This window comes from Herbaspirillum sp. 1130, assembly GCF_017833835.1.
Lineage (GTDB): Bacteria > Pseudomonadota > Gammaproteobacteria > Burkholderiales > Burkholderiaceae_D > Herbaspirillum > Herbaspirillum huttiense.
In genome coordinates this window covers 560,832-583,008 of record NZ_JAFICQ010000005.1, presented here as the reverse complement: position 1 = coordinate 583,008, position 22,177 = coordinate 560,832, and the positions used below count along the sequence as shown (strand labels likewise).

At 63.5% G+C, this 22,177-nt stretch carries 21 protein-coding genes and 1 riboswitch; of the genes, 9 read left to right on the top strand and 12 right to left on the bottom strand.

All coding sequences use genetic code 11. The annotated features are described in order from the left end of the window. Positions 1-6: 6 nt before the first annotated feature. The 4 genes from JOD78_RS24135 to JOD78_RS24120 form a co-directional block, all read right to left on the bottom strand. Positions 7-1,239, bottom strand: coding sequence for a multifunctional CCA addition/repair protein (locus tag JOD78_RS24135; protein ID WP_034331934.1), 1,233 nt, complete (start codon positions 1,237-1,239; stop codon positions 7-9). A gap of 10 nt (positions 1,240-1,249) precedes the next feature. Continuing rightward, complete coding sequence (locus JOD78_RS24130) at positions 1,250-1,951, bottom strand: glutathione S-transferase family protein (protein WP_034331932.1); 702 nt, start codon at positions 1,949-1,951, stop codon at positions 1,250-1,252. Positions 1,952-1,995: 44 nt separating this feature from the next. Then, positions 1,996-2,964 carry a complex I NDUFA9 subunit family protein gene (locus JOD78_RS24125; protein ID WP_039783660.1) on the bottom strand — a complete coding sequence of 323 codons (969 nt, stop codon included), beginning with the start codon at positions 2,962-2,964 and terminating at the stop codon, positions 1,996-1,998. 73 nt (positions 2,965-3,037) lie between these two features. After that, positions 3,038-5,038 (bottom strand): lytic transglycosylase domain-containing protein, encoded by a 2,001-nt coding sequence (locus JOD78_RS24120; RefSeq protein WP_121040622.1) that lies wholly within the window; start codon positions 5,036-5,038, stop codon positions 3,038-3,040. Positions 5,039-5,072: 34 nt separating this feature from the next. Between JOD78_RS24120 and JOD78_RS24115 the strand changes: the two genes are divergently transcribed. Then, positions 5,073-5,669 (top strand): 5-formyltetrahydrofolate cyclo-ligase, encoded by a 597-nt coding sequence (locus JOD78_RS24115; RefSeq protein ID WP_227022775.1) that lies wholly within the window; start codon positions 5,073-5,075, stop codon positions 5,667-5,669. A gap of 45 nt (positions 5,670-5,714) precedes the next feature. Here JOD78_RS24115 and metF read toward each other — a convergent pair whose 3' ends face one another. The 4 genes from metF to metK all read right to left on the bottom strand — a co-directional run bounded on the left by metF (position 5,715) and on the right by metK (position 9,989). After that, complete coding sequence (gene metF, locus JOD78_RS24110) at positions 5,715-6,557, bottom strand: methylenetetrahydrofolate reductase [NAD(P)H] (RefSeq protein ID WP_134137001.1); 843 nt, start codon at positions 6,555-6,557, stop codon at positions 5,715-5,717. Then, complete coding sequence (locus JOD78_RS24105; protein ID WP_008332818.1) at positions 6,554-6,907, bottom strand: phage holin family protein; 354 nt, start codon at positions 6,905-6,907, stop codon at positions 6,554-6,556. Before JOD78_RS24105 ends, metF begins: the two co-directional genes overlap by 4 nt. 153 nt (positions 6,908-7,060) lie before the next feature. After that, positions 7,061-8,467 (bottom strand): adenosylhomocysteinase, encoded by a 1,407-nt coding sequence (gene ahcY / locus JOD78_RS24100; RefSeq protein WP_121041348.1) that lies wholly within the window; start codon positions 8,465-8,467, stop codon positions 7,061-7,063. A gap of 49 nt (positions 8,468-8,516) precedes the next feature. Then, positions 8,517-8,606, bottom strand: a riboswitch (S-adenosyl-L-homocysteine riboswitch). A gap of 219 nt (positions 8,607-8,825) precedes the next feature. Continuing rightward, positions 8,826-9,989 (bottom strand): methionine adenosyltransferase, encoded by a 1,164-nt coding sequence (gene metK / locus JOD78_RS24095; protein ID WP_039783651.1) that lies wholly within the window; start codon positions 9,987-9,989, stop codon positions 8,826-8,828. Between the two features lie 189 nt (positions 9,990-10,178). On the opposite strand from metK, the gene JOD78_RS24090 reads away from it, so the two are divergent. Genes JOD78_RS24090 through dapF form a run of 3 tightly spaced genes read left to right on the top strand, consistent with a single transcriptional unit; the run spans position 10,179 to position 12,827 of the window. After that, positions 10,179-11,024 carry a lysophospholipid acyltransferase family protein gene (locus JOD78_RS24090; RefSeq protein WP_121040627.1) on the top strand — a complete coding sequence of 282 codons (846 nt, stop codon included), beginning with the start codon at positions 10,179-10,181 and terminating at the stop codon, positions 11,022-11,024. Next, positions 11,021-11,905 carry a lipid A biosynthesis acyltransferase gene (locus JOD78_RS24085; protein ID WP_034331920.1) on the top strand — a complete coding sequence of 295 codons (885 nt, stop codon included), beginning with the start codon at positions 11,021-11,023 and terminating at the stop codon, positions 11,903-11,905. The genes JOD78_RS24090 and JOD78_RS24085 overlap by 4 nt, the downstream gene beginning before the upstream one ends. A 58-nt stretch (positions 11,906-11,963) precedes the next feature. After that, a complete protein-coding gene (gene dapF, locus JOD78_RS24080; RefSeq protein ID WP_121040629.1) occupies positions 11,964-12,827 on the top strand; it encodes a diaminopimelate epimerase in 864 nt (287 codons plus the stop codon). A gap of 104 nt (positions 12,828-12,931) precedes the next feature. On the opposite strand, the gene JOD78_RS24075 is transcribed toward dapF, so the two are convergent. Further along, positions 12,932-14,548, bottom strand: coding sequence for an SEL1-like repeat protein (locus JOD78_RS24075; protein ID WP_121040631.1), 1,617 nt, complete (start codon positions 14,546-14,548; stop codon positions 12,932-12,934). Between the two features lie 367 nt (positions 14,549-14,915). Between JOD78_RS24075 and JOD78_RS24070 the strand changes: the two genes are divergently transcribed. The 4 genes from JOD78_RS24070 (at position 14,916) to JOD78_RS24055 (ending at position 18,722) form a co-directional block, all read left to right on the top strand. After that, positions 14,916-16,067 (top strand): porin, encoded by a 1,152-nt coding sequence (locus JOD78_RS24070; protein WP_121040633.1) that lies wholly within the window; start codon positions 14,916-14,918, stop codon positions 16,065-16,067. A 251-nt stretch (positions 16,068-16,318) separates the two neighbouring features. Continuing rightward, positions 16,319-16,987, top strand: a complete 669-nt coding sequence (locus JOD78_RS24065; protein WP_039783642.1) for a DUF484 family protein — start codon at positions 16,319-16,321, stop codon at positions 16,985-16,987. 34 nt (positions 16,988-17,021) lie between these two features. Then, the gene (gene xerC / locus JOD78_RS24060; protein WP_121040635.1) at positions 17,022-18,014 is read left to right on the top strand and encodes a tyrosine recombinase XerC; all 993 of its coding nucleotides are present in this window, start codon (positions 17,022-17,024) and stop codon (positions 18,012-18,014) included. Positions 18,015-18,149: 135 nt separating this feature from the next. Beyond that, positions 18,150-18,722, top strand: coding sequence for a Fur family transcriptional regulator (locus tag JOD78_RS24055; RefSeq protein WP_121040637.1), 573 nt, complete (start codon positions 18,150-18,152; stop codon positions 18,720-18,722). A gap of 22 nt (positions 18,723-18,744) precedes the next feature. Here JOD78_RS24055 and JOD78_RS24050 read toward each other — a convergent pair whose 3' ends face one another. Beyond that, positions 18,745-19,482, bottom strand: coding sequence for an HAD-IA family hydrolase (locus tag JOD78_RS24050; protein WP_121040639.1), 738 nt, complete (start codon positions 19,480-19,482; stop codon positions 18,745-18,747). A 95-nt stretch (positions 19,483-19,577) separates the two neighbouring features. On the opposite strand from JOD78_RS24050, the gene JOD78_RS24045 reads away from it, so the two are divergent. After that, a complete protein-coding gene (locus JOD78_RS24045; protein ID WP_310162808.1) occupies positions 19,578-20,480 on the top strand; it encodes a TraB/GumN family protein in 903 nt (300 codons plus the stop codon). An 82-nt stretch (positions 20,481-20,562) separates the two neighbouring features. Here JOD78_RS24045 and JOD78_RS24040 read toward each other — a convergent pair whose 3' ends face one another. Together JOD78_RS24040 and argB are read right to left on the bottom strand one after the other, a co-directional pair. Then, positions 20,563-21,087 carry a DUF2059 domain-containing protein gene (locus JOD78_RS24040; protein ID WP_121040643.1) on the bottom strand — a complete coding sequence of 175 codons (525 nt, stop codon included), beginning with the start codon at positions 21,085-21,087 and terminating at the stop codon, positions 20,563-20,565. A 110-nt stretch (positions 21,088-21,197) separates the two neighbouring features. Continuing rightward, positions 21,198-22,091: an acetylglutamate kinase gene (gene argB / locus JOD78_RS24035; RefSeq protein ID WP_121040645.1), complete on the bottom strand. Its 894-nt coding sequence runs from the start codon at positions 22,089-22,091 to the stop codon at positions 21,198-21,200. Between the last annotated feature and the right edge of the window lie 86 nt (positions 22,092-22,177).

Genomic DNA, 22,177 nt, shown 5'->3' with positions numbered 1-22,177 from the left:
GTTTCCTCAAGACTGCGCCGGACGATGCTGCTCGACATAGGCCGCCACTTGCGCGGTACGTGCCGCCAGGATGGCCTCAGGAATGCGTTGCGGCTGTGCCTGCTGCTGCGCGATGGCGCCGGCATCGATGGCCTGCGCGGCCTGCAGTGCGCCTTCCAGATAAGCTGCCTGCGGGAAGGGCTGCAACTCCAGCCCGGTGCGGCCGCGATGGTCGCATTCCGAGGCGCGCAGCATGTCGACGAAGCGCTGCGGTTTGCGGAAGGCATCGCACCGTGCGAAGAACTTGACCAGGGTATCGGGACGCATCTCGAAGGAGCGTCCCACATTGCCATGTTCGCGCGCCGTCATCAGCGCCAGGTCACGGCATTCGCCGGGCACCTTCAGGCGCGTGCAGACGTCTTCGGCCAAACGCTCGCTGCGCGCTTCATGGCCATGATGGCGCGGCCAGATCTCGGGTGGCGTGGTGCCTTTGCCGAGGTCGTGCAACAGCGCGGCAAATCGGATCGGCAATGAAAAATTCTGCGCGGCGGCCCAATCGACCACCAGCATCACATGAACACCGGTATCGATTTCGGGATGCCATTTCTCCGGCTGCGGTACGCCCCACAGCGCATCGAGTTCGGGCAGGATGCGCTGCAAGGCGCCGCAGGCGCGCAAGACCTCGAACATGCGAGACGGCTTGTGCTCCATCAGGCCGCGCGCCAGTTCCTGCCAGACGCGTTCAGGCACCAGCGCATCCACCTCGCCCTCTTGCACCATGCGCTGCATGAGCGCATTGGTTTCCGGGGCCACCGTGAAATCGGCGAAGCGCGCCGCAAAACGTGCTACGCGCAGGATGCGTACCGGATCTTCGACAAAGGCCTCGGAGACATGGCGAAATACGCGCGCCTCAAGATCGGCACGGCCGTGATACGGATCGACCAGGGTGCCATCCTCATCCTGCGCAATCGCGTTGATGGTGAGGTCGCGGCGCGCGAGATCGTCTTCCAGCGTCACATCGGGTGCGGCATGGAAGGCGAAGCCCTTGTAGCCGGGCGCGGTCTTGCGCTCGGTGCGGGCCAGGGCATATTCCTCGTGGGTGTCGGGATGGAGGAACACCGGGAAGTCCTTGCCGACCGGGCGGAAACCCAGTTCCAGCAGCTGCTGCGGCGTGGCCCCCACCACCACGTGGTCGCGGTCCTTCACCGGCAGGCCCAGCAAGCCGTCGCGCACTGCGCCGCCGACGGTGTAGGTCTTCATCGGCTGCGCCTCACTGGTGGTCCGGAAGGATTTCCTTCTCGGCCAGCGCCTCGGCGATCCAGCGCGCCACCGCCGGGTGCTCGCGCACACGGTCGGCATAGGCTTGCAGGGCCGGAGCCAGCGGCACCTGGTAGCTGACGAAGCGCATCACCACCGGTGCATAGAAGGCATCGGCAATGGAGAAATCGCCGAAGAGGAATTCATGATGGCCGAATTGCGAGAGGCACTCTTCCCAGATTTCGCACACGCGCGCGATATCGGCTTGTGCGTCGGCGGTGCGCCCCTTGCCGGGGTAGCGGCCACGGATGTCCATGCTCATGGCCGTGCGCAGGCCAGTGAAACCGGAGTGCATCTCGGCACAGATGCTGCGCGCGATGGCGCGAGCATCGGTGCGGGCCGGCCACAGGTGGCGGTCAGGGAATTGCTCGGCCAGGTATTCGCAGATGGACAGCGAATCCCAGATCGCGATGTCGCCATCGAGCAGCACCGGCACGCGGCCCGAGCCGGTGTAGCGGGCGATCTCGCCGGCGGTCTCGGGCTGGTCCAGCAGCACGCGCACTTCCTTGAAAGGGATATCGAAGGCCACGGCGGTGACCCACGGGCGCATCGACCACGAGGAATAATTCTTGTTGGCGATCACCAGGGTGGGCATGTGGCGTCCGGCCTTTTGCAGGGTTTCGGACAAGACCGGATCCAGTTCTGTATCTTGCATGGGAGCTCGTTTCTCGAAGATCAATGTCGCGGCGACTGAACCATTCAGCGTCGCGCGGTGCTACGGAAAAAGTCGAATTGCTGTTGCGGGCTGCGCGGCAGGAGATAGCCGGGAATGACGTCTTCCAGTGCGCGCGGCGTGAGCTGCAGCTCGGGGGCAATGGGGCCGTGCAGGACATTGTCCACCTTCATGGAGGCGACATTGTCGCGGCTCATCAGCTTGCCCGGCAGGTGTTCCAGCGCGAAGGCCTGCAGCCAGCCGGCCGCATCGGGCAAGCCGATCACCGGTCGCGGATGGCCGCTGTACCAGCCCGACAGGCGCACCAGTTCACGCAGAGAATATTGCTTGGGCCCGCCCAGCTCGAACACCTTGCCGCCCAGGCGCGGCAAGGCCAGCGCATTGACGAAGGCCTGTGCCACATCACCCACGTAGACCGGCTGGAAGCGCGCATCAGGGCTGCCCAGCGGAATCACCGGGAACAGGCGGTTCAGGCCGGCGAACATGTTGATGAAATTATCGCCCTCGCCGAACACGACCGACGGACGGAAAATGGCCACATCGAGCGCCGGCGAGGCCAGCGCTTCCTGTTCGCCGGCCGCCTTGGAACGCAGGTACATCGACGGCCCCTGGGCATCGGCGCACAGCGCGCTCATGTGCAGGTAGCGCGGCACGCCCTGCTGCACGCAGGCGGCCACGATGCGGCGCGGCAGCAGCACGTGCTGGCGTTCGAAATCCGGACCATAAGGAGCACCGCCACGCGCCGGACGCGATTGCAGGATGCCGACCAGGTTGATGACCACGTCCGCCTCGGCTACCAGGCGCGCCAGCACGGCATCGTCATGGATGTTGGCCTGGACCACGCTGACCACGGGCGAGACCAGCAGATGCTTGGCGCGCTCGTAGCGGCGCGTGGGCACCATGATGCGGTAGCCGGTGGTGCTGCCCAGCAGTTCGATCAGGCGGGTGCCGATGAAGCCGGAACCGCCGATGACGAGGATCTTCTTGACTGCCATTTGTCTCTCTCCGATTTCCAGGGGGAACCGCTGGCCGCCGCGTCAACGAGGGACGGCGGCCGCGGCGATGGGATCAGGGCAGGTCGGTGGCGACGTTGGCATTGGGGGCCACCGTACCCATGCGCTGCTTCAGCGATTGCGGGCGGTTCTCGAACATGGCCGCATAGTAGGTCGCATTGGACATCACGTTCTTGACATAGCCCCGGGTTTCATTGAAAGGGATGATCTCGGCGAAGATCGCCCCTTCGACCGGACGCGGCAAGGTCGCGCGCCAGGTGCGCGGACGGCCGGGGCCGGCATTGTAGCCGGCGGTGGCCAGGGTTTCCGAGCCTTCCAGGTTGTTCAACACCATGTCCAGATAGCTGGTGCCCAGCAGCAGGTTGGTGTTGATGTCATTGACCTGGTCAGCCGTGAATTCGGTCATCCCGATCTTCTTGGCAACGAACTTGGCGGTGGCCGGCATCAGTTGCATCAGGCCGGAAGCGCCCACATGCGAACGGGCCGACTTGATGAAGCGCGACTCCTGGCGGATCAGGCCATAGACCCAGGCGTTCTCCATGCCCAGCGGTCGCGTGGCCGCATTCATCTCGGGCAGGTGCGGTGCCGGGAAGCGCTGGGTGAAATCGAACTCGGTCTTGGTGCGGTCGGAGGTGTTGACCATGCGGTCCAGCACATCATTCTGGCGTGCGTATTCAGCGGCGGCCAGCAACTGGCGGTCGGTCATGTTGCGCAGTTCCCAGTTCCATTCGCGGATGGCTTCGAAGCGCAGGTTCAGCTGATAGAACTTGAGCGAACGCTTGAAGCCGGCATTCTGCGAATACAGCGCCACTTCACCGGCGCCCGGCGGGGTCGGGCCAGGCGGAATGGTGATCTGCTGACCCAGCTCTTCCAGCGCCAGCTGGCCATAGAAGCTGAAGTTGGGCGCGATCGATTCGAACAGGCGGCGTGCGGCCTCGTTCTGGCCTTCGGCCTTCAGGGCACGGCCGAGCCAGTAGACCCAGGCGGTGTCGCTGCGCAGCGGGGCCGGCATGGCTTCGATGGTCTTGCGTACGGTCTTCCAGTCGCCGTCGCGCAGGGCCATGCGGACCTTCCATTGCATCGCATCCTGGGTCAGCGGCGCGTCCTTGGCTTTGCGCCAGTAGTCCGAGGCTTCCGGTGCCAGCTTGTAGGATGCGGCCAGGGCGATCTGTGCCCAAGCCTGTGCGACTTCCTGCGAGCTCATGTTGCGGCCGGCATCGTTGAGATAGGTCGCGGCCTGGGACGGATTGGTCTTGGCGATGCGGCCCAGCGCGATGATGTAGAGCTGGTGGTTCACCGGGCCACGGCCCGGTCCCTTGGCCAGCATCAGGGCCGGACGATCCATCACCTGGGTCACGCTGACATCGCCGCTGTCGACCAGCACCGCCGCACGGCGCGCCACGGTGGCATTGCCGTTCTCGGCGGCCTGGCGGATCTGGAACCAGACGTCGGCATCACTGAACTGGCCGTTCTGCGCCAGGGTGGCAATCAGGTCGCTGCAGCCCTGGCCGTAGTCCTTGGGATTGCTCAGCAGCGCACGCGCCTCCTCGGCCACATTGGCCCCCTTGAGCGCGCGCGAGTTCAGGGCAAAGCACTTGACCTGGGTATCATCATTGAGTACGAACTTGGGGTACTGCTCATCGAAGACGGCCCAGTTGCCGGTCTTGCCCAGGGCCAGCAGCCAGTCGTTGCGCAGGCGATCAACGATGGCCTGGCCGTCCCAGCGTGCCAGGAAATCGCGGATCTCCTGCTCGCTGGCGCTGTAGTCGCGCACGCGCGGCTTGAGCCGGTAGTAATCGACATAGGACGCCAGCTCATAGCCCGACAGCCGCGAGGCCAGGTCTTGCGCCAGCGCGGCGTTGTCGCTGGCGGCCGCCTGGCGCAGGGCCAGGAAAATATCGTCAGGAGCGGCGTCCGGGGCCACGCGCTTCTGGGCGTGGGCGGCGGGCGCAGCGGTGAGCATGGCGCCGGTCGCCAGCGCCAGGGGGAGCGCCACGGAGGCGGCCAGCGCGCGCAGGCGCTGGTTGAACGGATGATTCTTCGGACGCATACTCATGCAAGCTTCTTCATGCAGATTGTTGGAACAAATAATGAACCCAAGCATAGCACGCGATACGCCCCCTCCACCGACGGAACAGGAGGCGGCCGCCCTTCACAAACAGCGCCTGCGCGCAGAGCTGCTGGCGCGCCGCAAGGCCCTGCTTGACGAGGACAAGATCGCAGCCGATGCCATCATCGGGCAGCGGGTACTGGACTGGTGCGCCACGTACGCCATCCACAGCCTGGCGGTTTACCAGCCGATCCGGCGCGAACCGGATCTGTCTGCGGCCTATAACGCGCTGGCCGCGCGCGGGGTGCACCTGTGCCTGCCGGTGGTGGTCGATAAAGATTCGGCACTGGAATTTCGCGCCTGGCAGCCTGGCGATCCTCTGGAAAAGGATGGGATGGGCACACTCGTGCCACCGGCCGGGACCACCATCGTGCAGCCGCAGGCCTTGCTGATTCCTTGCCTGGGTGTCAATGCGGCAGGATGCCGTCTGGGCTATGGCGGCGGCTTCTACGACCGCACGTTGGCGGCCAGTCCGCGGCCGCTGGCGGTGGGGGTCTGCCACGGCTTCGGACGGGTCGAATTCGAAGCGCAGGCGCACGACATCGCGCTGGATAGCGTCATTTTCGACGATATATGAAGAAAAAAGCCGGACCCAGGTCCGGCTTGGAAAGGCAATCTCCGCCTACTTCACCAGTTGTTGCCAGATCGCCTCGGTCGGCCCTGCCTGGTTCAGTGAATAAAAATGCAAACCGGGCGCACCGCCAGCCAGCAGGCGCTGGCACAGCTGGGTCACCACGTCCTGGCCGAAGGCGCGGATCGATTCGGTATCGTCGCCGTAGCTGGCCAGCTTGAGACGGATCCAGCGCGGGATCTCGGTACCGCACATGTCCGAGAAGCGCATCAGCTGCGTGTAGTTGGTGATGGGCATGATGCCGGCAATCACCGGAACGGTCGCGCCCAGTCTGGCGGCCTCGTCCACGAAGCGGAAGTAGGCGTCGGCATTGTAGAAATACTGGGTGATGGCCGAATTGGCACCGGCCTTCACTTTGCGTGCGAAGTTCTGCACATCGTCCTGCGGCGAGCGCGCTTGCGGGTGCATCTCGGGATAGGCGGCCACTTCGATGTGGAACCAGTCGCCGGTTTCGGCGCGCACGAACTCGACCAGTTCGTTGGCATGGCGGAATTCGCTCGAAGCCTGATCCATCGCCCCATAGCCGCTGGGCAGGTCGCCGCGCAGAGCCACCAGGCGCTTGATGCCTTGGGAGCGGTAATCTTCGAGAATGGTGCGCAGGCTGGCGCGCGAGCTGCCGATGCAGGACAGGTGCGGTGCGGCCTCGTGGCCTTCACCGATGATTTCCAGCACGGTATCGCGTGTACCTTGTTGCGTCGAACCGCCGGCACCGAAGGTCACCGAGAAATACTTCGGAGCCAGCGCCGCCAGCCGGGCGCGGGTAGCGCGCAGCTTTTCCGCCCCTTCGGCAGTCTTGGGCGGGAAAAATTCGATACTGAAATTATGTGTACTCATTGATTCGAACCCGATTTCAGCAACAGTGTGGACAGGGCCCAGGACACGATGCTGTAGAGCAGTGCGCCGCCGACCGCAGACCAGAAGCCGGCCACGTGGAAGCCGCCGACCAGTTGCGCCACAACCCAGAACATGAGGCCATTGATGACCAGGATGAACAGGCCCAGGGTGAGCATGGTCACCGGCAGGGTCAGCACCACCAGCACCGGGCGCACGATGGTATTGACGAACCCCAGGATCAGCGCGGCCAGCAGGGCCGAGCCGAAGCTGTCGACCTGCACCGAGTGCATCAGGTAAGGAACGGCCAGCAAGGCCAATGCGTTGATGAGCCAGGTCAGCAGCAGGCGCATGAAAAAACCTTTCGATCCCGTCGGGGGAGTGATGAAGACACCCGTGAAGCTTGCATCACCTCAAGAGGGGATGCAAGGTCCGCAGGCGGGAGATGATACTGAGACTGCAGGGCCGGCCCCTCAAATCAAGAGAAGGCCGGCGCCAGGCAGGAATCAGTAGCGGTAGTGCTCAGGCTTGTAGGGGCCTTCGACCTTCACGCCAATGTAGGCGGCCTGTTCGGCGGTCAGTTCGCTCAACTGCGCATTGAGTTTCTTCAATTGCAGACGGGCGACCTTTTCGTCCAGGTGCTTGGGCAGCGTGTAGACGCCGACCGGATAGTCCTTGGTGTTGACGAACAGTTCGATCTGGGCAATGGTCTGGTTGGCGAAGGACGAGCTCATCACGTAGGACGGGTGGCCGGTGGCACAACCCAGGTTCACCAGGCGGCCTTCGGCCAGCAGGATGATGCGCTTGCCATCGGGGAAGATCACGTGGTCGACCTGCGGCTTGATGTTTTCCCAGGTGTACTGCTTCAGGGCGGCAACTTCGATTTCATTGTCGAAGTGGCCGATGTTGCAGACGATGGCCTGGTCCTTCATCTTCTTCATGTGCTCGTGGGTGATCACATGGTAGTTGCCGGTGGCGGTGACGAAGATGTCGCCGTGTTCGGCGGCGTAGTCCATGGTCACCACGCGATAGCCTTCCATGGCGGCCTGCAGGGCACAGATCGGATCGATCTCGGTGACCCACACTTGCGCCGACAGCGCGCGCAGGGCCTGGGCCGAACCCTTGCCGACGTCACCGTAACCGGCCACGATGGCGACCTTGCCGGCGATCATCACGTCGGTGGCGCGCTTGATGCCGTCCACCAGCGATTCGCGGCAGCCGTACAGGTTGTCGAACTTGGACTTGGTGACCGAGTCGTTGACGTTGATGGCCGGGAAAGCCAGCTTGCCTTCCTTGAACATCTGGTACAGGCGGTGCACGCCGGTGGTGGTCTCTTCGGTGACGCCCTTGATTTCCTTGATGCGCTTGGAATACCACTGCGGGTCCTTGGCCAGGGTGCGCTTGATGGCGTTGAAGAGGCACACGGCTTCTTCCGAATCCGGCTTGTCCAGCACCGAAATGTCCGCCTCGGCACGAGTGCCCAGGTGCAGCAGCACGGTGGCGTCGCCGCCATCGTCCAGGATCATGTTGGAATAGCCACCGTCGGTCCATTCGAAGATGCGGTGGGTGTAATCCCAGTATTCATCCAGGGTTTCGCCCTTGACGGCGAACACCGGGGTGCCGTTGGCCGCGATGGCCGCAGCAGCGTGATCCTGGGTCGAGTAGATGTTGCAGGAAGCCCAACGCACCTTGGCGCCCAGTGCTTCCAGGGTCTGGATCAGCACGGCGGTCTGGATGGTCATGTGCAGCGAACCGGTGATGCGCGCGCCCTTCAGGGGCTGCGAGGCAGCGAATTCCTCGCGGATCGCCATCAGGCCCGGCATTTCGGTTTCGGCAATCTTGATTTCCTTGTGGCCCCAGTCGGCCAGCTTGATGTCTGCGACGATGTAGTCTTGGGTAGGATTGGTGGTCATGGCAATGGCGCTGTTCACGCCCTCCTTTCATGAAAAAGCCAGAAAAAAAGTAACGTGAGCGCGGTTGCCAGGCGACTTGCGCCTGTTCACCGCTTCAAGCCTGGCAGGGGATGTCCCTGTCGCAACGCTCCTTGCAGCGGTGAGGCATTGTGAGATTTGGCGTTCCGGACGCAATGCCAACATCGGAACAGTGCGCGAATCTTCATTCGCGGGAACAGCATTGTAGCGCGGGTCAGGCGTTAGTCAATCCTCGGAACAGGCGTGTGAATCGCTCTTCACACGCCTGTTGAGCAGGTTTGCAGATGCATTGGCGCTTCATTGTGCATACTGCAAGCCGGCTCGTGCCGGATGGGCTGGCTTACAGGCCGGCCGAGGCACGCAGGGCGGCGACCTTGTCGGTGCGCTCCCAGGTGAATTCCGGCTCTTCGCGGCCGAAGTGGCCGTAAGCGGCGGTCTTGGCGTAGATCGGACGCAGCAGGTCCAGCATCTGGACGATGCCCTTGGGACGCAGGTCGAAGTGCTCCTGCACCAGTTGGGCCAGCTTTTCATCGCTGATCTTGCCTGTGCCGAAGGTGGTCACCATGACCGAAGTCGGCTTGGCGATACCGATGGCATAGGACACCTGGATCTGGCAACGCTCGGCCAGGCCGGCAGCGACGATGTTCTTGGCCACATAGCGGCCGGCGTAGGCAGCCGAACGGTCGACCTTGGATGGGTCCTTGCCGGAGAAAGCACCGCCACCGTGGGGCGCCGCGCCACCATAGGTATCGACGATGATCTTGCGGCCGGTCAGGCCGCAGTCGCCCTGCGGGCCGCCGATGACGAAACGGCCGGTCGGGTTGATCAGGTAGCGGGTGTTCTTGAGCCACTCGGCCGGCAGCACCGGCTTGATGATTTCCTCGATGGCGGCTTCGTGGATGTCCTTCTGCTCCATCTCGGGCGCATGCTGGGTCGACAGCACCACGGTATCGATGGCGACCGGCTTGCCATCCACATACTTCAGCGTGACCTGCGACTTGGCATCCGGACGCAGCCAGGGCAGGCGGCCATCCTTGCGCAGTTGCGACTGGCGCTCGACGATGCGGTGGGCGTAATAGATTGCGGCCGGCATCAGTTCCGGGGTTTCATTGCAGGCGTAGCCGAACATCAGGCCCTGATCGCCGGCACCTTGCTCCAGATCAACGCCACGGCCTTCGTCCACGCCCTGAGCGATGTCGGGAGATTGCTTGTCGTAGGCCACCAGCACGGCGCAGCTCTTGTAGTCGATGCCGAAGTCGGCGTTGTCGTAGCCGATGCGCTTGATGGTTTCGCGGGCCACATCGATGTAGTCGACGTTGGCACGGGTGGTGATTTCACCGGCCAAGACCACCAGACCGGTGTTGCACAAGGTTTCGGCAGCGACGCGGGAATGCGGGTCCTGGGTGAAGATGGCATCCAGGATGGCGTCCGAGATCTGGTCGGCAACCTTGTCGGGATGGCCTTCGGAGACGGATTCGGAAGTGAAGAGATATTCGTTGGACATGCAAGCCTCTGACTGAAAACGATTTACCAATGTCGCGGCCCATCGTTAGTCGTGCCTGCGACGCTTTAGCGATATTTGTACCCCGTCTCGCAAGTTGTCATTAACTCGACGGCTTGTGCTATTTTACGCGTCTTGCATTTTTCTGCAATTTGACGGCGGAGCAACTCCGCCTTTTTGTTATCGGCAAGTATGCTCGTTTCTTTATTCCGCCTGCTCTCTTTCCTGCCGCTGCCGGCCTTGCATGCCCTCGGCGTGGTGGTGGGCTGGCTGGTTTTCCTGCTCTCCCCCGCCTATCGCCGCCGCCTGACTGACAACATCACCCTGGCCGGCCATCGCGGCAGCCTGTGGAAATCGGTCGGGGAAGCCGGCAAGGGCATGTTCGAGCTGCCCTTCATCTGGTGCGCCCGCCCGGAACGGGTGTTGCGCACGGCGCGCATCGTCAACTGGGATCTGGTCCAGCAGGCACTGGACGCCAAGGCCGGCATCGTCTTCCTCACTCCGCACCTGGGCTGTTTCGAGATTTCGGCGCAGTCGGTGGCGCGCCATCACAGCCTGAGCGTGCTGTACCGCCCACCGCGCAAGGCCGCACTCAAGCCGCTCATCGAGGGTGCCCGCGCCCGCGCCAACCTGCACCTGGCACCGGCCAACCTGTCCGGCGTGCGTATCCTGCTCAAGGCCTTGAAGAATGGCCAGGCCATCGGCCTGCTGCCGGACCAGGTGCCGCAGAATGGCGAAGGCGTGTGGGCCAATTTCTTCGGCAAGCCGGCCTATACCATGACCCTGCCGGCCAAGCTGCAACAGATGAGCGGCGCGCCCATCATCCTGGCCTATGCCGAGCGCCTGTCCTGGGGACGCGGCTACGCCATCCATTTCGTGGCCTTTGAAGGTGAACTGGGCGAAACGCCCGAGCAACAGGCTCGTGCCATCAACGCCGCCATGGAAAAGCTGATCGCCCGCTGCCCGGCGCAATACATCTGGAGCTACAACCGCTACAAGACGCCCCCGGGCGTAACCCCGCCGGGAGCCGCTCAATGAGAGCCCTGATCGGGCTGATGTGGCTGCTGCACTGGTTGCCGCTGCCCATTCTGGGACGGCTGGGCGAGGCGCTGGGCTGGCTGCTCTATATCTATATGCGCCCGCGCCGCCGCATCACCCTGATCAACCTGCGGCTGTGCTTTCCCGAGAAATCGGAAGAGGAACGCCGCCTCATCGCCCGCCGCCACTTCCAGGCCTACGCCCGCAGCGCCCTGGAGCGCGGCATCCTGTGGTGGGCCCCGGAGTCCCGCCTGAAGCGCCTGATCCAGGTCGAGCCCGGCATTCCCTTCGAGACGCTCGACAAGGGTCCGACCATCCTGCTGTGCCCGCATTTCGTCTGCCTGGAGATTCCCGGCATCGCGCTGGTGCTCAACTCGGACTACTCGGTCTGCACCATCTACTCCCGCCAGCAGAACGAAGTGGTGGACCAGGCCCTGCTCAAGGGACGCTCGCGCTTCCGCCCGGTGACCCTGCTGGCGCGCGAGAAAGGGGTCAAACCCATCATTCGCGCCATGCGCGAGGGCCTGCCCTTCATCATGCTGCCGGATATGGATTTCGGCACCCGCGATGCCGAGTTCGTCCCCTTCTTCGGCGTGCCGGCCGCTACGCTCACCGCCACCGCCCGCATCGCGGCGGCCACCGGCGCGTCGGTGGTGCCGGTGATCACCACCTTCCTGCCCGGCTATCGCGGCTGGAAGACCACGTTCTATCCGGCCTGGGAAAACTATCCGGGCGACGATATCGTGGCCGCCACCCGCCGCATGAATGCCTTCATCGAAGAACGCGTGCTGGAAGCCCCGGCCGAATATTTCTGGGCGCACAAGCGTTTCAAGAACCGGCCCCCGGGCGAGCCCGACGTCTACCGCAAGGGCCAGCACTAGGCCCTGATCTCCCTCCCTGCGCCCTGTGAATCGGGCGCGGCGTACTTATAATGATGTGATGAAAATCAAATTTACCAAGATGCATGGTGCCGGCAACGACTTCGTCGTGCTTGATGCCGTGAACCAGGCCATTTCGCTCACCCCAGCCCAGTGGCAGTTCATCGCCGACCGCCGCTTCGGCATCGGGGCCGACCAGATGCTGGTGGTGGAAAAGGCGCAAGCCCCTGGCGTCGATTTCCGTTATCGCATCTACAACGCCGATGGCGGCGAGGTGGAGCAATGCGGCAACGGCGCGCGCGCCTTCGTGCGTTTCGTTACCGAAAAGGGCCTGACCGACAAGCGGGCGATCCGGGTGGAAACCATGTCCGGCGTAATCGAACCGCGCCTGGAAGCAGACGGCCAGATCACCGTGGACATGGGCGCGCCCATCCTCACGCCGGCCGACGTCCCCTTCGACAGCCGCGGCCTGCAACACCGCACCGAAGCCGAGGACACGCTGTGGCCGCTGGACGTGGCCGGCAAGACCACCTGGATCTCGGTGGTGTCGATGGGCAACCCGCATGCGGTGCAAGTGGTGGAGGACAGCGAAGCGGCCCCGGTCTTGGTGGACGGACCGCTGATCGAGCACCATGAACGTTTTCCCAGGCGCGTCAACGCGGGCTTCATGCAGGTGGCGGATCGCCATCACATCAATCTGCGCGTCTACGAACGCGGTGCAGGAGAAACCCTGGCCTGCGGCACCGGCGCCTGCGCCGCGGTCGTCGCGGGTATCCGCCGTGGCCTGCTGGATTCGCCGGTAGCGGTCCAGACGCACGGCGGCGTGCTCAACATCGCCTGGGCCGGCCCGGGCGAACCGGTGATGATGACTGGCCCCGCGGTGACGGTGTTTGAAGGCGAAATCGAACTGCCTGATTCTCTTTGATCCCGGACCGACAGCAGATATAACAAAGCGGCTTGCTGAGGCATCAGCAAGCCGCTTTTCATTTGCGCTGCAAGGCTTGCGCTGAACAGTGACTTCAGGTTCAGTCAGGCCGCCAGATCCTGGGTCTCGGTTTCCTCGTCTTCCTGCGACTGGGGCAGCACGGTCTTCAGACGGTACAGACGCTGGCGGTAATTGCCTTCCGGCCCGCTGGGACCGCAGTCCATGTCTTCGAAGAGCCGTCCGATACGGTTGAGCGTACCACGCTGCTCGCCGGTCTCCACCATGATGAGCCGCCGCTTGCTGCGCGCGTACTGGCTGCGGATGTCGATCATCAGGCAATGTCCGCAATCCGCCTGCTTCAGGTCGATCAACAGGGCTTCGGGCCGGGTCAGGCCAAACAGCATGGCCAGCTCGATGCGGGCGGCCAGGAAGGGATGGGCATTGACCTGCTCGCGGCTCATCTGTGCGCGGGCCTGCACGGCCCAGGCGGCAGATTGCGGACGATCCGCCACCTTGTCGAGCAAGGCTTGCGCCTGTTGCGCACCCTGGCTTGCCGCCTTTTGCAACCAGTACAGCGCACGCACGTCATTGGCGGGATCGTCACGCCGGTTGCGCCACGCGCCCACGCCGCATTCCAGCTGCGCCTCCACATGACCCATCTCGGCGGCACGCTCCAAATAATGCTGCACATCGGCAAGGTTGCGCTGTGAAAATTCCGGCTTCAAATAGATACGGGAAAGAACAAACCAGGCCGCTGCCATCCCCTGCTCGCCCGCCAAGGTCAGCCAGCGGATGGCCTTCTTGTAATTGGCCGAGCCTTGTCCGGCAAATCGGCGCTCACCCGAGGCATCTACCCGCCCATACAACAGGCCCAGGGCCAGTTGCGCATCCCGGTCGCAGGCCAGGGCCGCCAGTTCCAGCAGTTGCTGGGCCTGCAGGAGATCAGGGCGCTTGTCGGACTGGTGCACTTCGGCCAGGCGGCGCAGCAACTGGATGTTCTGCGCACCGAGCGCTGCAGCCAGCGCCTCTGAAGGAGCATTGAGCTGCGCCACTTGCTGTTCATGCTGGCGCAACAGGGCATCGGCCAGGGGCTGGGCGCGCTGGCGGAAGGCCACAAAGTCGGACTGCTGCCAGGCGCTGTCGGCCAGCGCATGCTGGGCTTGCTCGATGCCGGCATCGGCGGCTTTCTGCGTCCACTGCTGCAATTGCTCGGGCCTGACCGTCGCGGCCGCCGCTGGCGCCACATCGGCTGCGGCCTCTGACGATACTGCTGTCGGGACCAGCATGCGTTCACCCTGACGCGCCAGCAGCCACTGGGCATCCGGATCGCCCTCCGCTGCCACCGTTTCCAGCGCGCGCAGCGCGCGGCTCTTCTGCTCGGGACTGGCCGCCGCCACGCCGGCAGGATGTTCCAGGAGCAGGCGCGCCAAGGTCAGACCAGCGCGCGTGGCCCCCGCCTCGAAGGCGCGCTCGTACCATTGCGCAGCTTCGTGCGGCTTGCCCAGCTGGCTCACAACTTCATAGGGAATATGCCGGGCAATGAGCATCCAGGCATCGGCCAAGCCCTGGCGGGCAGCCCGCTCCAGCCAGTGCCATGCGGTGCCCGGACTTTGCGGCAAACCATTGCCGCCAAACAGGTAGCGCTGGCCCAGGTTCAGTTGCGCCTGGGCATCTCCGGCACGTGCTGCCCGGATGATTGCTAGATCTTCGCGATTGGCCATCCAGCCTCCACATCAGGTCAGAAAGCCAAAATTATGCCGCACAATCGACATTTTTTTAAAATTCCCTGGAAAAGTATCCAAATGCATCGTTTTAACAACAAACTTGTTGACGAGACGGGGCGGATCAAGTTTTGCGCGGCCATGCCGTTAATGAGTGACACGCTGCAAGCCAAAATTTGCCTGTCATGCATTGACGGGCAGGAAAGCGTTTGAAAAAAACAACACTCCATCCGTGGATTGACGCTTTCAACCAAAATTCCTCCCTCCACGCGACCAATCTGCGGCCACGCCAAATGAGAACCCTTAATGTCTCACCATCCGACCAGAAGTACGGATCCTCAAGACTATTTTTATAGAAGGATGTCAAATGAAAAAATCTCTGCTGGCACTGGCCGTCCTCGGCGCGTTCGCAGGTGCTGCTCAAGCACAAAGCTCCGTTACTATCTACGGTATCGTTGATACCGGTCTGGTTTACACCAGCAAGGCTGTCAACACTGGCAACGCCAGCACCGGCAGCAAGTTCGGTCTGAACTCCGGCATCATCCAAGGTTCGCGTATCGGCTTCAAGGGCGTTGAAGATCTGGGCGGCGGCCTGTCGGCTGTGTTCCAACTGGAAACCGGCTTCAACAACGACAACGGCGCTCTGAACGGCCAAGATCCGAACACCACCAACCTGTTCCGTCGCAAGTCGGTCGTTGGTCTGTCGGGTGGCTTCGGCACCGTGCTGGTTGGCCGTCAAACCGACTTCGCTGACACCATCTCCGCTTACACCTCCGTGAACGATTTCGGTGGCGTGACCGGCGCTGTTGGCCACAACCTGAACCGCCTGGAAGGTACCCGTACCAACAACTCCATCAGCTACACCACCGCCAACCTGAGCGGCTTCACTGGTAACCTGATGTACGGCTTCGGCGAAACCGCTGGCCAAACCTCCGCTGGCCAATCCTTCGGCATCGGCGGCAAGTACGACAACGGTCCTCTGGGTCTGGGCATCAACTACTACCAGTCCAAGCAAGGCGCAACTCCTTCGGACACCAGCCTGCTGTCGACCGCTACCGCTACCCAAGCCGGTAACAGCGCCTACAAGGGCCTGAACGTCGTGGCTTCGTACCAGTTCGGTCCGGCCCGCGTGTACGGTAACTACTCGCGCGTCAAGCAAGACCTGAACACCGGTTCGCCGACCGCCGTTGCTGCCAAGACTCTGGGTGCTGCCAACAAGGCCGACATCTATGAACTGGGTACCGCTTACTCCCTGAGCCCGTCCCTGAAGCTGCTGGGCGCAGTGACCCACACCCGTGCTGACTTCAACTCGTCCTCCAAGGGCAAGCTGACCCAAATCAGCCTGGGCACCGACTACTGGCTGTCCAAGCGTACCGACCTGTACGCATTCGTGGCTAACATCCGCGCAACCGACATGGCCAACACCGGCGTGTTCGGCGATGCAACCGGTACCGCCGCCATTGGCAACGCCAGCGACAGCCAAACCGCTGTTGCAGTTGGTATCCGTCACAAGTTCTAATTCAAGGACCTGAAGCCGGTGTGAACACATCGGTTTCAACCTGAATTGAACCTGAGTCGTACCGAAAGAGGCCTGCATGAGCAATCATGCAGGCCTCTTTCTTTTTGCCCTCATCCGCTGCCATCGCCCCGTCCAACTCCCCGAACGGCGCCGATGATTGTCAGTGTGTCCGATAGCGAGGATAATCTCGCGATACTTCCGGTGCGCCCCTCCCCGCGCGCCACCGGCACTCCAACACAGACCCCGCGACGATGACCACCGAACTGGATTCCAGCCTGATTGCCGACTACCTGCTCGACCACCCTCATTTCTTCGAGGAGCACGCCGAACTGCTTTCGACGGTCAAGCTCACCAGCCCGGTCATGGGCCGCGCCGTGTCGCTGCAGGAACGCCAGATGGAAATCCTGCGCGAGAAGATCCGCGTACAGGAACTGCGCATGGCCGATCTCATGCGTATCGCCCAGGAAAACGACGAGATCACCAGCAAGTTCCAGGCATGGAGCCGCGCTCTGCTGCTCACGCGCGATGCCGACGACCTGCCGCGCGTGCTGGTGGACCGCCTGCAGGAGATCTTCCACGTGCCGCAAGTCACCGTCCGCCTGTGGAATCTGGGCCCGGCCCACGCCGGCAACTGGGCCACGCAGGAAGTCTCGGACGACGCCCGCATCTTCGCCAATGGCCTGTCGGCCCCGTTCTGCGGCCCCAACAAGGATTTCGAAGCCGCGACCTGGCTGGACGATGCCGCCTCCGTGAAGTCGGTCGCCATGCTGCCGCTGCGCGTCGGTGCGGCACCGGAAGCCTTCGGCTTGCTGGTGCTGGGATCGCCCGATCCGAATCGCTTCACTGCCGACATGGGCACCGATTTCCTGACCCGCATCGGCGAAACCGGCAGCGCCGCCCTGGCCTGCCTGCTGCGCTGAGCGCGGCCGAGCGCGTCCCACCGGGAGTCATGCCATGGATGGCCCAACCTCCCCGGCTTCTTCCCTGATCGGACAGTATCTTTCCTTCCTGCGCAGCCAGCGCAAGCTGTCGCCGCACACGCTGGACAGCTATGCGCGCGACCTGCAGGAGCTGCGCGCCCTGCTGGCCCCCGCCGATCAACCGCAAGAGGCCGAACCCGCGCTGCAGCGCGTGACCCAGGCCCAGATCCGCAAATGCGCTGCGCGCCTGCATGCGCGCGGGCTGAATGCACGCTCCATCTCGCGCAAGCTGTCGGCCTGGCGCGGCCTGTTTGCCTGGCTGGCCGTGGAACAGGCGATGCCTGCCAACCCGGTCGACGGCGTCAAGCCACCCAAGAAAAGCAAACCCCTGCCCAAGGCCCTGCCGGCCGACGAAGCCATCCGCCTGGTCTCCCAGGCCGATCCGGCGCGCGACCCCGATTCCACCCTGGCGGCCTGCAACCGGGCCATGTTCGAACTGCTGTATTCGAGTGGGCTGCGGGTCTCTGAACTGGCCGGCATTGATGTGAAAGACGTACGCGACGGCCCTTACGAATCAGCAGGCTGGATCGATCTGGAAGAAGCGGAAGTCACCGTGACCGGCAAGGGCGGCAAGAAGCGCAAGGTCCCGGTCGGGCAGGCCGCGCTGCAGGCGATCCGCGACTGGCTGCCCCTGCGCGCCAGTCTGGTCAAGGCCGATGGCGGCATGGATGGCCATGCGCTGTTTCTCAACGAACGTGGAGCGCGCATGTCGCCCCGGGTCACGCAGCTGCGCCTGAAAGCGCATGGCAAGAGTGTGGAGATGCCGGCCGACGTCCATCCGCACATGCTGCGGCATTCCTTCGCCTCGCATGTACTGCAGAGTTCGGGGGACTTGCGGGCGGTACAGGAAATGCTGGGCCACGCTTCCATCACCGCCACCCAGGTCTACACCGCACTGGACTTCCAGCGCCTGGCCCAGGTCTACGACCAGGCCCATCCGCGCGCCCGCAAGGGCGGCGGGAAATAGTCAATGACGAGCCACAGTCCGGCCGCCGGCCGCGCCGCCGCGAGCGCCGGGCCGTGATCGGCTAAAATGGAGGCTTCCGCACGCCACGTGCTACCGAATCCTTTCGCCAGTCCTGCTGGCCCAGCACACTCGCCCATGCCGACCATGAAAGCCAAAGCCGCCGACTCCTCTCCCGCCAGCACCGCCGCCCAGGCTGCGACGGTGATCGCGCTGGCCGAGGCGCAGCTGCGCGAGGCCGGCGTGCGCGTGACGCAAGCCCGGGTCAACGTGCTGGGCGCGCTGCTGGAAACCCGCAGCGCCGCCTCCCATCAGGATATCCAGGATCGCTTTGCCGACATGGACCGGGTCACCCTCTACCGTGCCCTGGATTGCCTGACCGAAGCCGGCCTGGCACACAAGATCTCCAGCGACGACCGCATCTTCCGCTACAGCGCTGGTGCCGATCACGCTGAACACGGGCTGCACGACCATGCGCAGGGCAAGCAGCACCAGCACGGCCACTTCAAGTGCACCCGCTGCAACCGCGTGTTCTGCCTGGATGCCAGCGATGGCACCGACTTCCTGGCCACCGTGCTGCCCGATGCCGACCGTCACCGCTCCACCGCCGCGCAACTGCAGTCGGCCTTGCGCAAGACCCTGGGCAAGGGCTTCCAGAGTCACGAAGTGGAACTGACCATCAAAGGCTGGTGCGCCGACTGCGCCGACTGACTTTTTGACACATCCCTTCAGGTCAGCGCGCAGCACCCAGCGCCGCGAGCCGTCGCGGCAGCTGCTGCACTGAACGAACCTTCACATCGACAAAACCCGGCAGGCGACTGAGCGCACGCTGGCCTCCCATGTGCCCGAGCAGGGCCTGGCTGCCGCGCAGGTACTGGGTGACCCATGCCGTGCGCACGCCCAACTCGCGGGCGCTCTTGAGGTTATCCACCGTATCCTCGACCAGGATGCAGCGCCGTGGGGCCACCTTGTGGCGCGCCAACAGCTTGCGCAGCATGATGCGCGAAGGCTTGGGGCGCAGCTGGCGATGCACGTGCATGGATTCGATGGAAATGTGATGCGAAAAATGGCGATGCAGCCCCAGGTGCCGCACCAGCTCGCGCGAATAGCGGCGCGGCGCATTGGTGAGCAGGATCTTCTGCCCCGGCAACTGCGAGAGCCAGCGGCCGATGCCGCGCTCGGCGCGCACCATGCCCGGGAGGTCGTCGAACAGATGCGCTTCATGCAGGAATTCATCCACCCCCAGTCCATGATGCCGCACCAGCCCCAGCAGGGTTGCGCCGTAGAGCTTCCAGTAATGCCGCCGCAGGTAATTGACCGCGGCTTCGTCGCTGGGCTGGCCATCGTTGTCCAGCACGCGCTTGATGATGCGGTTCATGTTGGTGTTGATGGCGGGGAAGATCGCGTGCGAGGCGTTGTGCAGGGTATTGTCGAGATCGAACAGCCAGAGCGGTGTAGTATTGGACGCCATAAAAAGACCGGCGCGCCGCCGTCGCCGGGGCGCACCTTCAGCAAGCTAGGAAAGAAAGGCCAGCAGTGACCGGATTGATGCAACGCTTGATTATAGTGAGTTTGACCTGGCTGTCCTGCCTGAACTTGCTCTCCCCGGCCCGCGCCGCGACGCCAGCCGATGCAGCTCCGGCCGCCCCGCCGCGCGGCGCGCTCTACCAGGTCTCCGATGGCCGCCATACGCTGCTGCTGTTTGGCACCATCCACGTCGGCGCACCCGATTTCTATCCGCTGGAACCGAAACTTCAGCAAGCCCTGGCCGCCGCCCCCACGCTGGCGCTGGAACTGGATCCGCAGAACACCGCCGCCATGCAGAGCTCCGTGCAACGCTATGCGGTCTATCCTGCCGGTCAACAACTGCTGGACCAACTCGACCCGGCGCTGCGCGAACGGACCCGGACCACGCTGCAGCGTTTCGGCATGACGCCGGACAACGTACAGCAACTTCGTCCCTGGATGCTGGCCATGGCCCTGACCGTGCAGGAATATGTGCGCCACGGCTATCGCACCGACCTGGCCGTCGACAGCCACCTGGCTGAGAGCGTGCGCGCACATGGTGGCAGGGTGATCGAACTGGAAAGCGCCGACCGCCAGCTGGGCCTGTTCAGCAAGCTGACGCCGGCGCAGCAGGCGCAATTCCTGTCCGATACCCTGCAGGAGCTGGACGATGCCGACCTTGCCCGCAAGCTCGATCGCCTGGTGGCGGCCTGGCGCAGGGCCGACAGTGCCGACTTCGGTGCCGCCTTGCAGGAGATGCAGCAGGATGACAGTTTCGCCAGCCGCTTTGCCGTGCAAACCCTGCTGCGTGAGCGCAATCCTGGCCTGGCGGCGGGCATTGCCGGACTGCTGCGCCAACAGGACAAGGCCGTGGCGGCTATCGGGATCCTGCATCTGGTCGGGCCGGACAGCGTGCCGGTGCTGCTGGGCAAGCAAGGCCTGCAGGTCAGACAGCTCTATTGACCCGGTCGGTCCACGATATCCGGAAACAAAACAGGGATGAGCACACTCATCCCCGTCCATCTCACCAGCGTCAGAAAGCGGCTTACTTCGCCGCCTTGATTTCCGCCATGAAGTCCTGCTGGATCTGCTGCATCCTGGGCTGCATCGCGATGAGCGATTGCTGCATCAGGTCCATGTTCCGCTGCATCAACACTGGCAACTTGTGGATCATGGCCTGTCCGGCCGGGGTCCGGTAGAAGTCGAGCATACCCTGCACCTCTTCCTCCGTGAAGGTCTCACGGTAGAGGCGTATATAGGCCGGCTCCATCTTCTCCCAGTTGATGCTCTCCCTGATGAGGTTGAGCATGCGGAATTTCATCTTGTCCATCGCCTGCTGCTGAGCCGGGGTGGGCTTGTGCCCCGCGAGCACCGCCGTCATGACCTGATCCATGCGCGCTGCCTGCTGGTCCATGATGCCGTCAACGAGCTGACGCGATTGGGTCACTTCCAATATCTGGCGAACGGTGTCCTCGCTGGCGGGTGCCGCCAGCGCAGGTGCCGAGACGGCAGACAGGGCAGCCAAGGCCGACAACGCGACGGCCAGCAGGATACGGCGGTGATGCATCATGGTTTCTCCAGTCGATGAGGAAGGCAAACAAAAAAGGATGGGGGCACCATCCTTTGGGGGTTCATGGCGATCTGCGCCGCCTTGATGTTGAAACTTGAATCGCGTGTGGATCAGTGCGAACGGATCATGGTCCCGAAGGCCTGCTCGGTCAGCACTTCCAGCAGCAGCGAGTGTTCAATACGGCCATCGATGATGTGCACCGTGTTCACGCCCGACTTGGCCGCATCCAGCGCCGAGGAAATCTTGGGCAGCATGCCGCCGGAGATGGTGCCGTCGGCGAACATCTCGTCGATCTCGCGCGCCGACAGGTCGGTCAGCAGGTTGCCGGCCTTGTCCTGGACACCGGCGATGTTGGTCATCATGATCAGCTTTTCGGCGTGCAGGATCTCGGCGATCTTGCCGGCCACCACGTCGGCATTGATGTTGTAGGCCTGGCCGTCGTCGCCGAAACCGATCGGCGAGATGATGGGGATGAAGGCATCATCCTGCAGCGCCTTGACCACCGCCGGGTTGATCGCGTCGATCTCACCCACGTAGCCGATGTCGAGGAATTGACCCGGATGCTCCTTGTCCGGCATCTGCATCTTGCGCGCGCGGATCAGGCCGCCGTCCTTGCCGGTCAGACCCACCGCCTGGCCGCCGTAGTGATTGATCAGCATCACGATGTCCTGCTGCACCTCACCGCCCAGCACCCATTCCACCACTTCCATGGTTTCTTCATCGGTAATGCGCATGCCCTGCACGAAGGTCCCCTGCTTGCCGATCTTCTTGAGCGCCGCATCGATCTGCGGGCCGCCGCCGTGGACCACCACCGGGTTCATGCCGACCAGCTTCAACAGGATCACGTCGCGCGCGAAGCCGTGCTTCAGGCTCTCTTCGGTCATCGCGTTGCCGCCGTACTTGACCACGATGGTCTTGCCGTGGAATTTGCGGATATACGGCAGCGCCTCGGCCAGGATTTCGGCTTTGATCTGCGGGGCTACGTGGGTGAGGTCGGTGGTCATGGCAATGTCCTGTCGATGCGATGAGGAAAAAGTGATGGGGTGATGCGGTTAGGGACGCGATTTTACATGGAAAGCCGCTTGCCTTC

Excerpts from the sequence above, each read along its gene's own strand:
- JOD78_RS24135 (WP_034331934.1), bottom strand. The coding sequence starts at position 1,239 with ATGAAGACCTACACCGTCGGCGGCGCAGTGCGCGACGGCTTGCTGGGC.
- JOD78_RS24130 (WP_034331932.1), bottom strand. The coding sequence starts at position 1,951 with ATGCAAGATACAGAACTGGATCCGGTCTTGTCCGAAACCCTGCAAAAG.
- JOD78_RS24125 (WP_039783660.1), bottom strand. The coding sequence starts at position 2,964 with ATGGCAGTCAAGAAGATCCTCGTCATCGGCGGTTCCGGCTTCATCGGC.
- JOD78_RS24120 (WP_121040622.1), bottom strand. The coding sequence starts at position 5,038 with ATGAGTATGCGTCCGAAGAATCATCCGTTCAACCAGCGCCTGCGCGCG.
- JOD78_RS24115 (WP_227022775.1), top strand. The coding sequence starts at position 5,073 with ATGAACCCAAGCATAGCACGCGATACGCCCCCTCCACCGACGGAACAG.
- metF (WP_134137001.1), bottom strand. The coding sequence starts at position 6,557 with ATGAGTACACATAATTTCAGTATCGAATTTTTCCCGCCCAAGACTGCC.
- JOD78_RS24105 (WP_008332818.1), bottom strand. The coding sequence starts at position 6,907 with ATGCGCCTGCTGCTGACCTGGCTCATCAACGCATTGGCCTTGCTGGCC.
- ahcY (WP_121041348.1), bottom strand. The coding sequence starts at position 8,467 with ATGACCACCAATCCTACCCAAGACTACATCGTCGCAGACATCAAGCTG.
- metK (WP_039783651.1), bottom strand. The coding sequence starts at position 9,989 with ATGTCCAACGAATATCTCTTCACTTCCGAATCCGTCTCCGAAGGCCAT.
- JOD78_RS24090 (WP_121040627.1), top strand. The coding sequence starts at position 10,179 with ATGCTCGTTTCTTTATTCCGCCTGCTCTCTTTCCTGCCGCTGCCGGCC.
- JOD78_RS24085 (WP_034331920.1), top strand. The coding sequence starts at position 11,021 with ATGAGAGCCCTGATCGGGCTGATGTGGCTGCTGCACTGGTTGCCGCTG.
- dapF (WP_121040629.1), top strand. The coding sequence starts at position 11,964 with ATGAAAATCAAATTTACCAAGATGCATGGTGCCGGCAACGACTTCGTC.
- JOD78_RS24075 (WP_121040631.1), bottom strand. The coding sequence starts at position 14,548 with ATGGCCAATCGCGAAGATCTAGCAATCATCCGGGCAGCACGTGCCGGA.
- JOD78_RS24070 (WP_121040633.1), top strand. The coding sequence starts at position 14,916 with ATGAAAAAATCTCTGCTGGCACTGGCCGTCCTCGGCGCGTTCGCAGGT.
- JOD78_RS24065 (WP_039783642.1), top strand. The coding sequence starts at position 16,319 with ATGACCACCGAACTGGATTCCAGCCTGATTGCCGACTACCTGCTCGAC.
- xerC (WP_121040635.1), top strand. The coding sequence starts at position 17,022 with ATGGATGGCCCAACCTCCCCGGCTTCTTCCCTGATCGGACAGTATCTT.
- JOD78_RS24055 (WP_121040637.1), top strand. The coding sequence starts at position 18,150 with ATGCCGACCATGAAAGCCAAAGCCGCCGACTCCTCTCCCGCCAGCACC.
- JOD78_RS24050 (WP_121040639.1), bottom strand. The coding sequence starts at position 19,482 with ATGGCGTCCAATACTACACCGCTCTGGCTGTTCGATCTCGACAATACC.
- JOD78_RS24040 (WP_121040643.1), bottom strand. The coding sequence starts at position 21,087 with ATGATGCATCACCGCCGTATCCTGCTGGCCGTCGCGTTGTCGGCCTTG.
- argB (WP_121040645.1), bottom strand. The coding sequence starts at position 22,091 with ATGACCACCGACCTCACCCACGTAGCCCCGCAGATCAAAGCCGAAATC.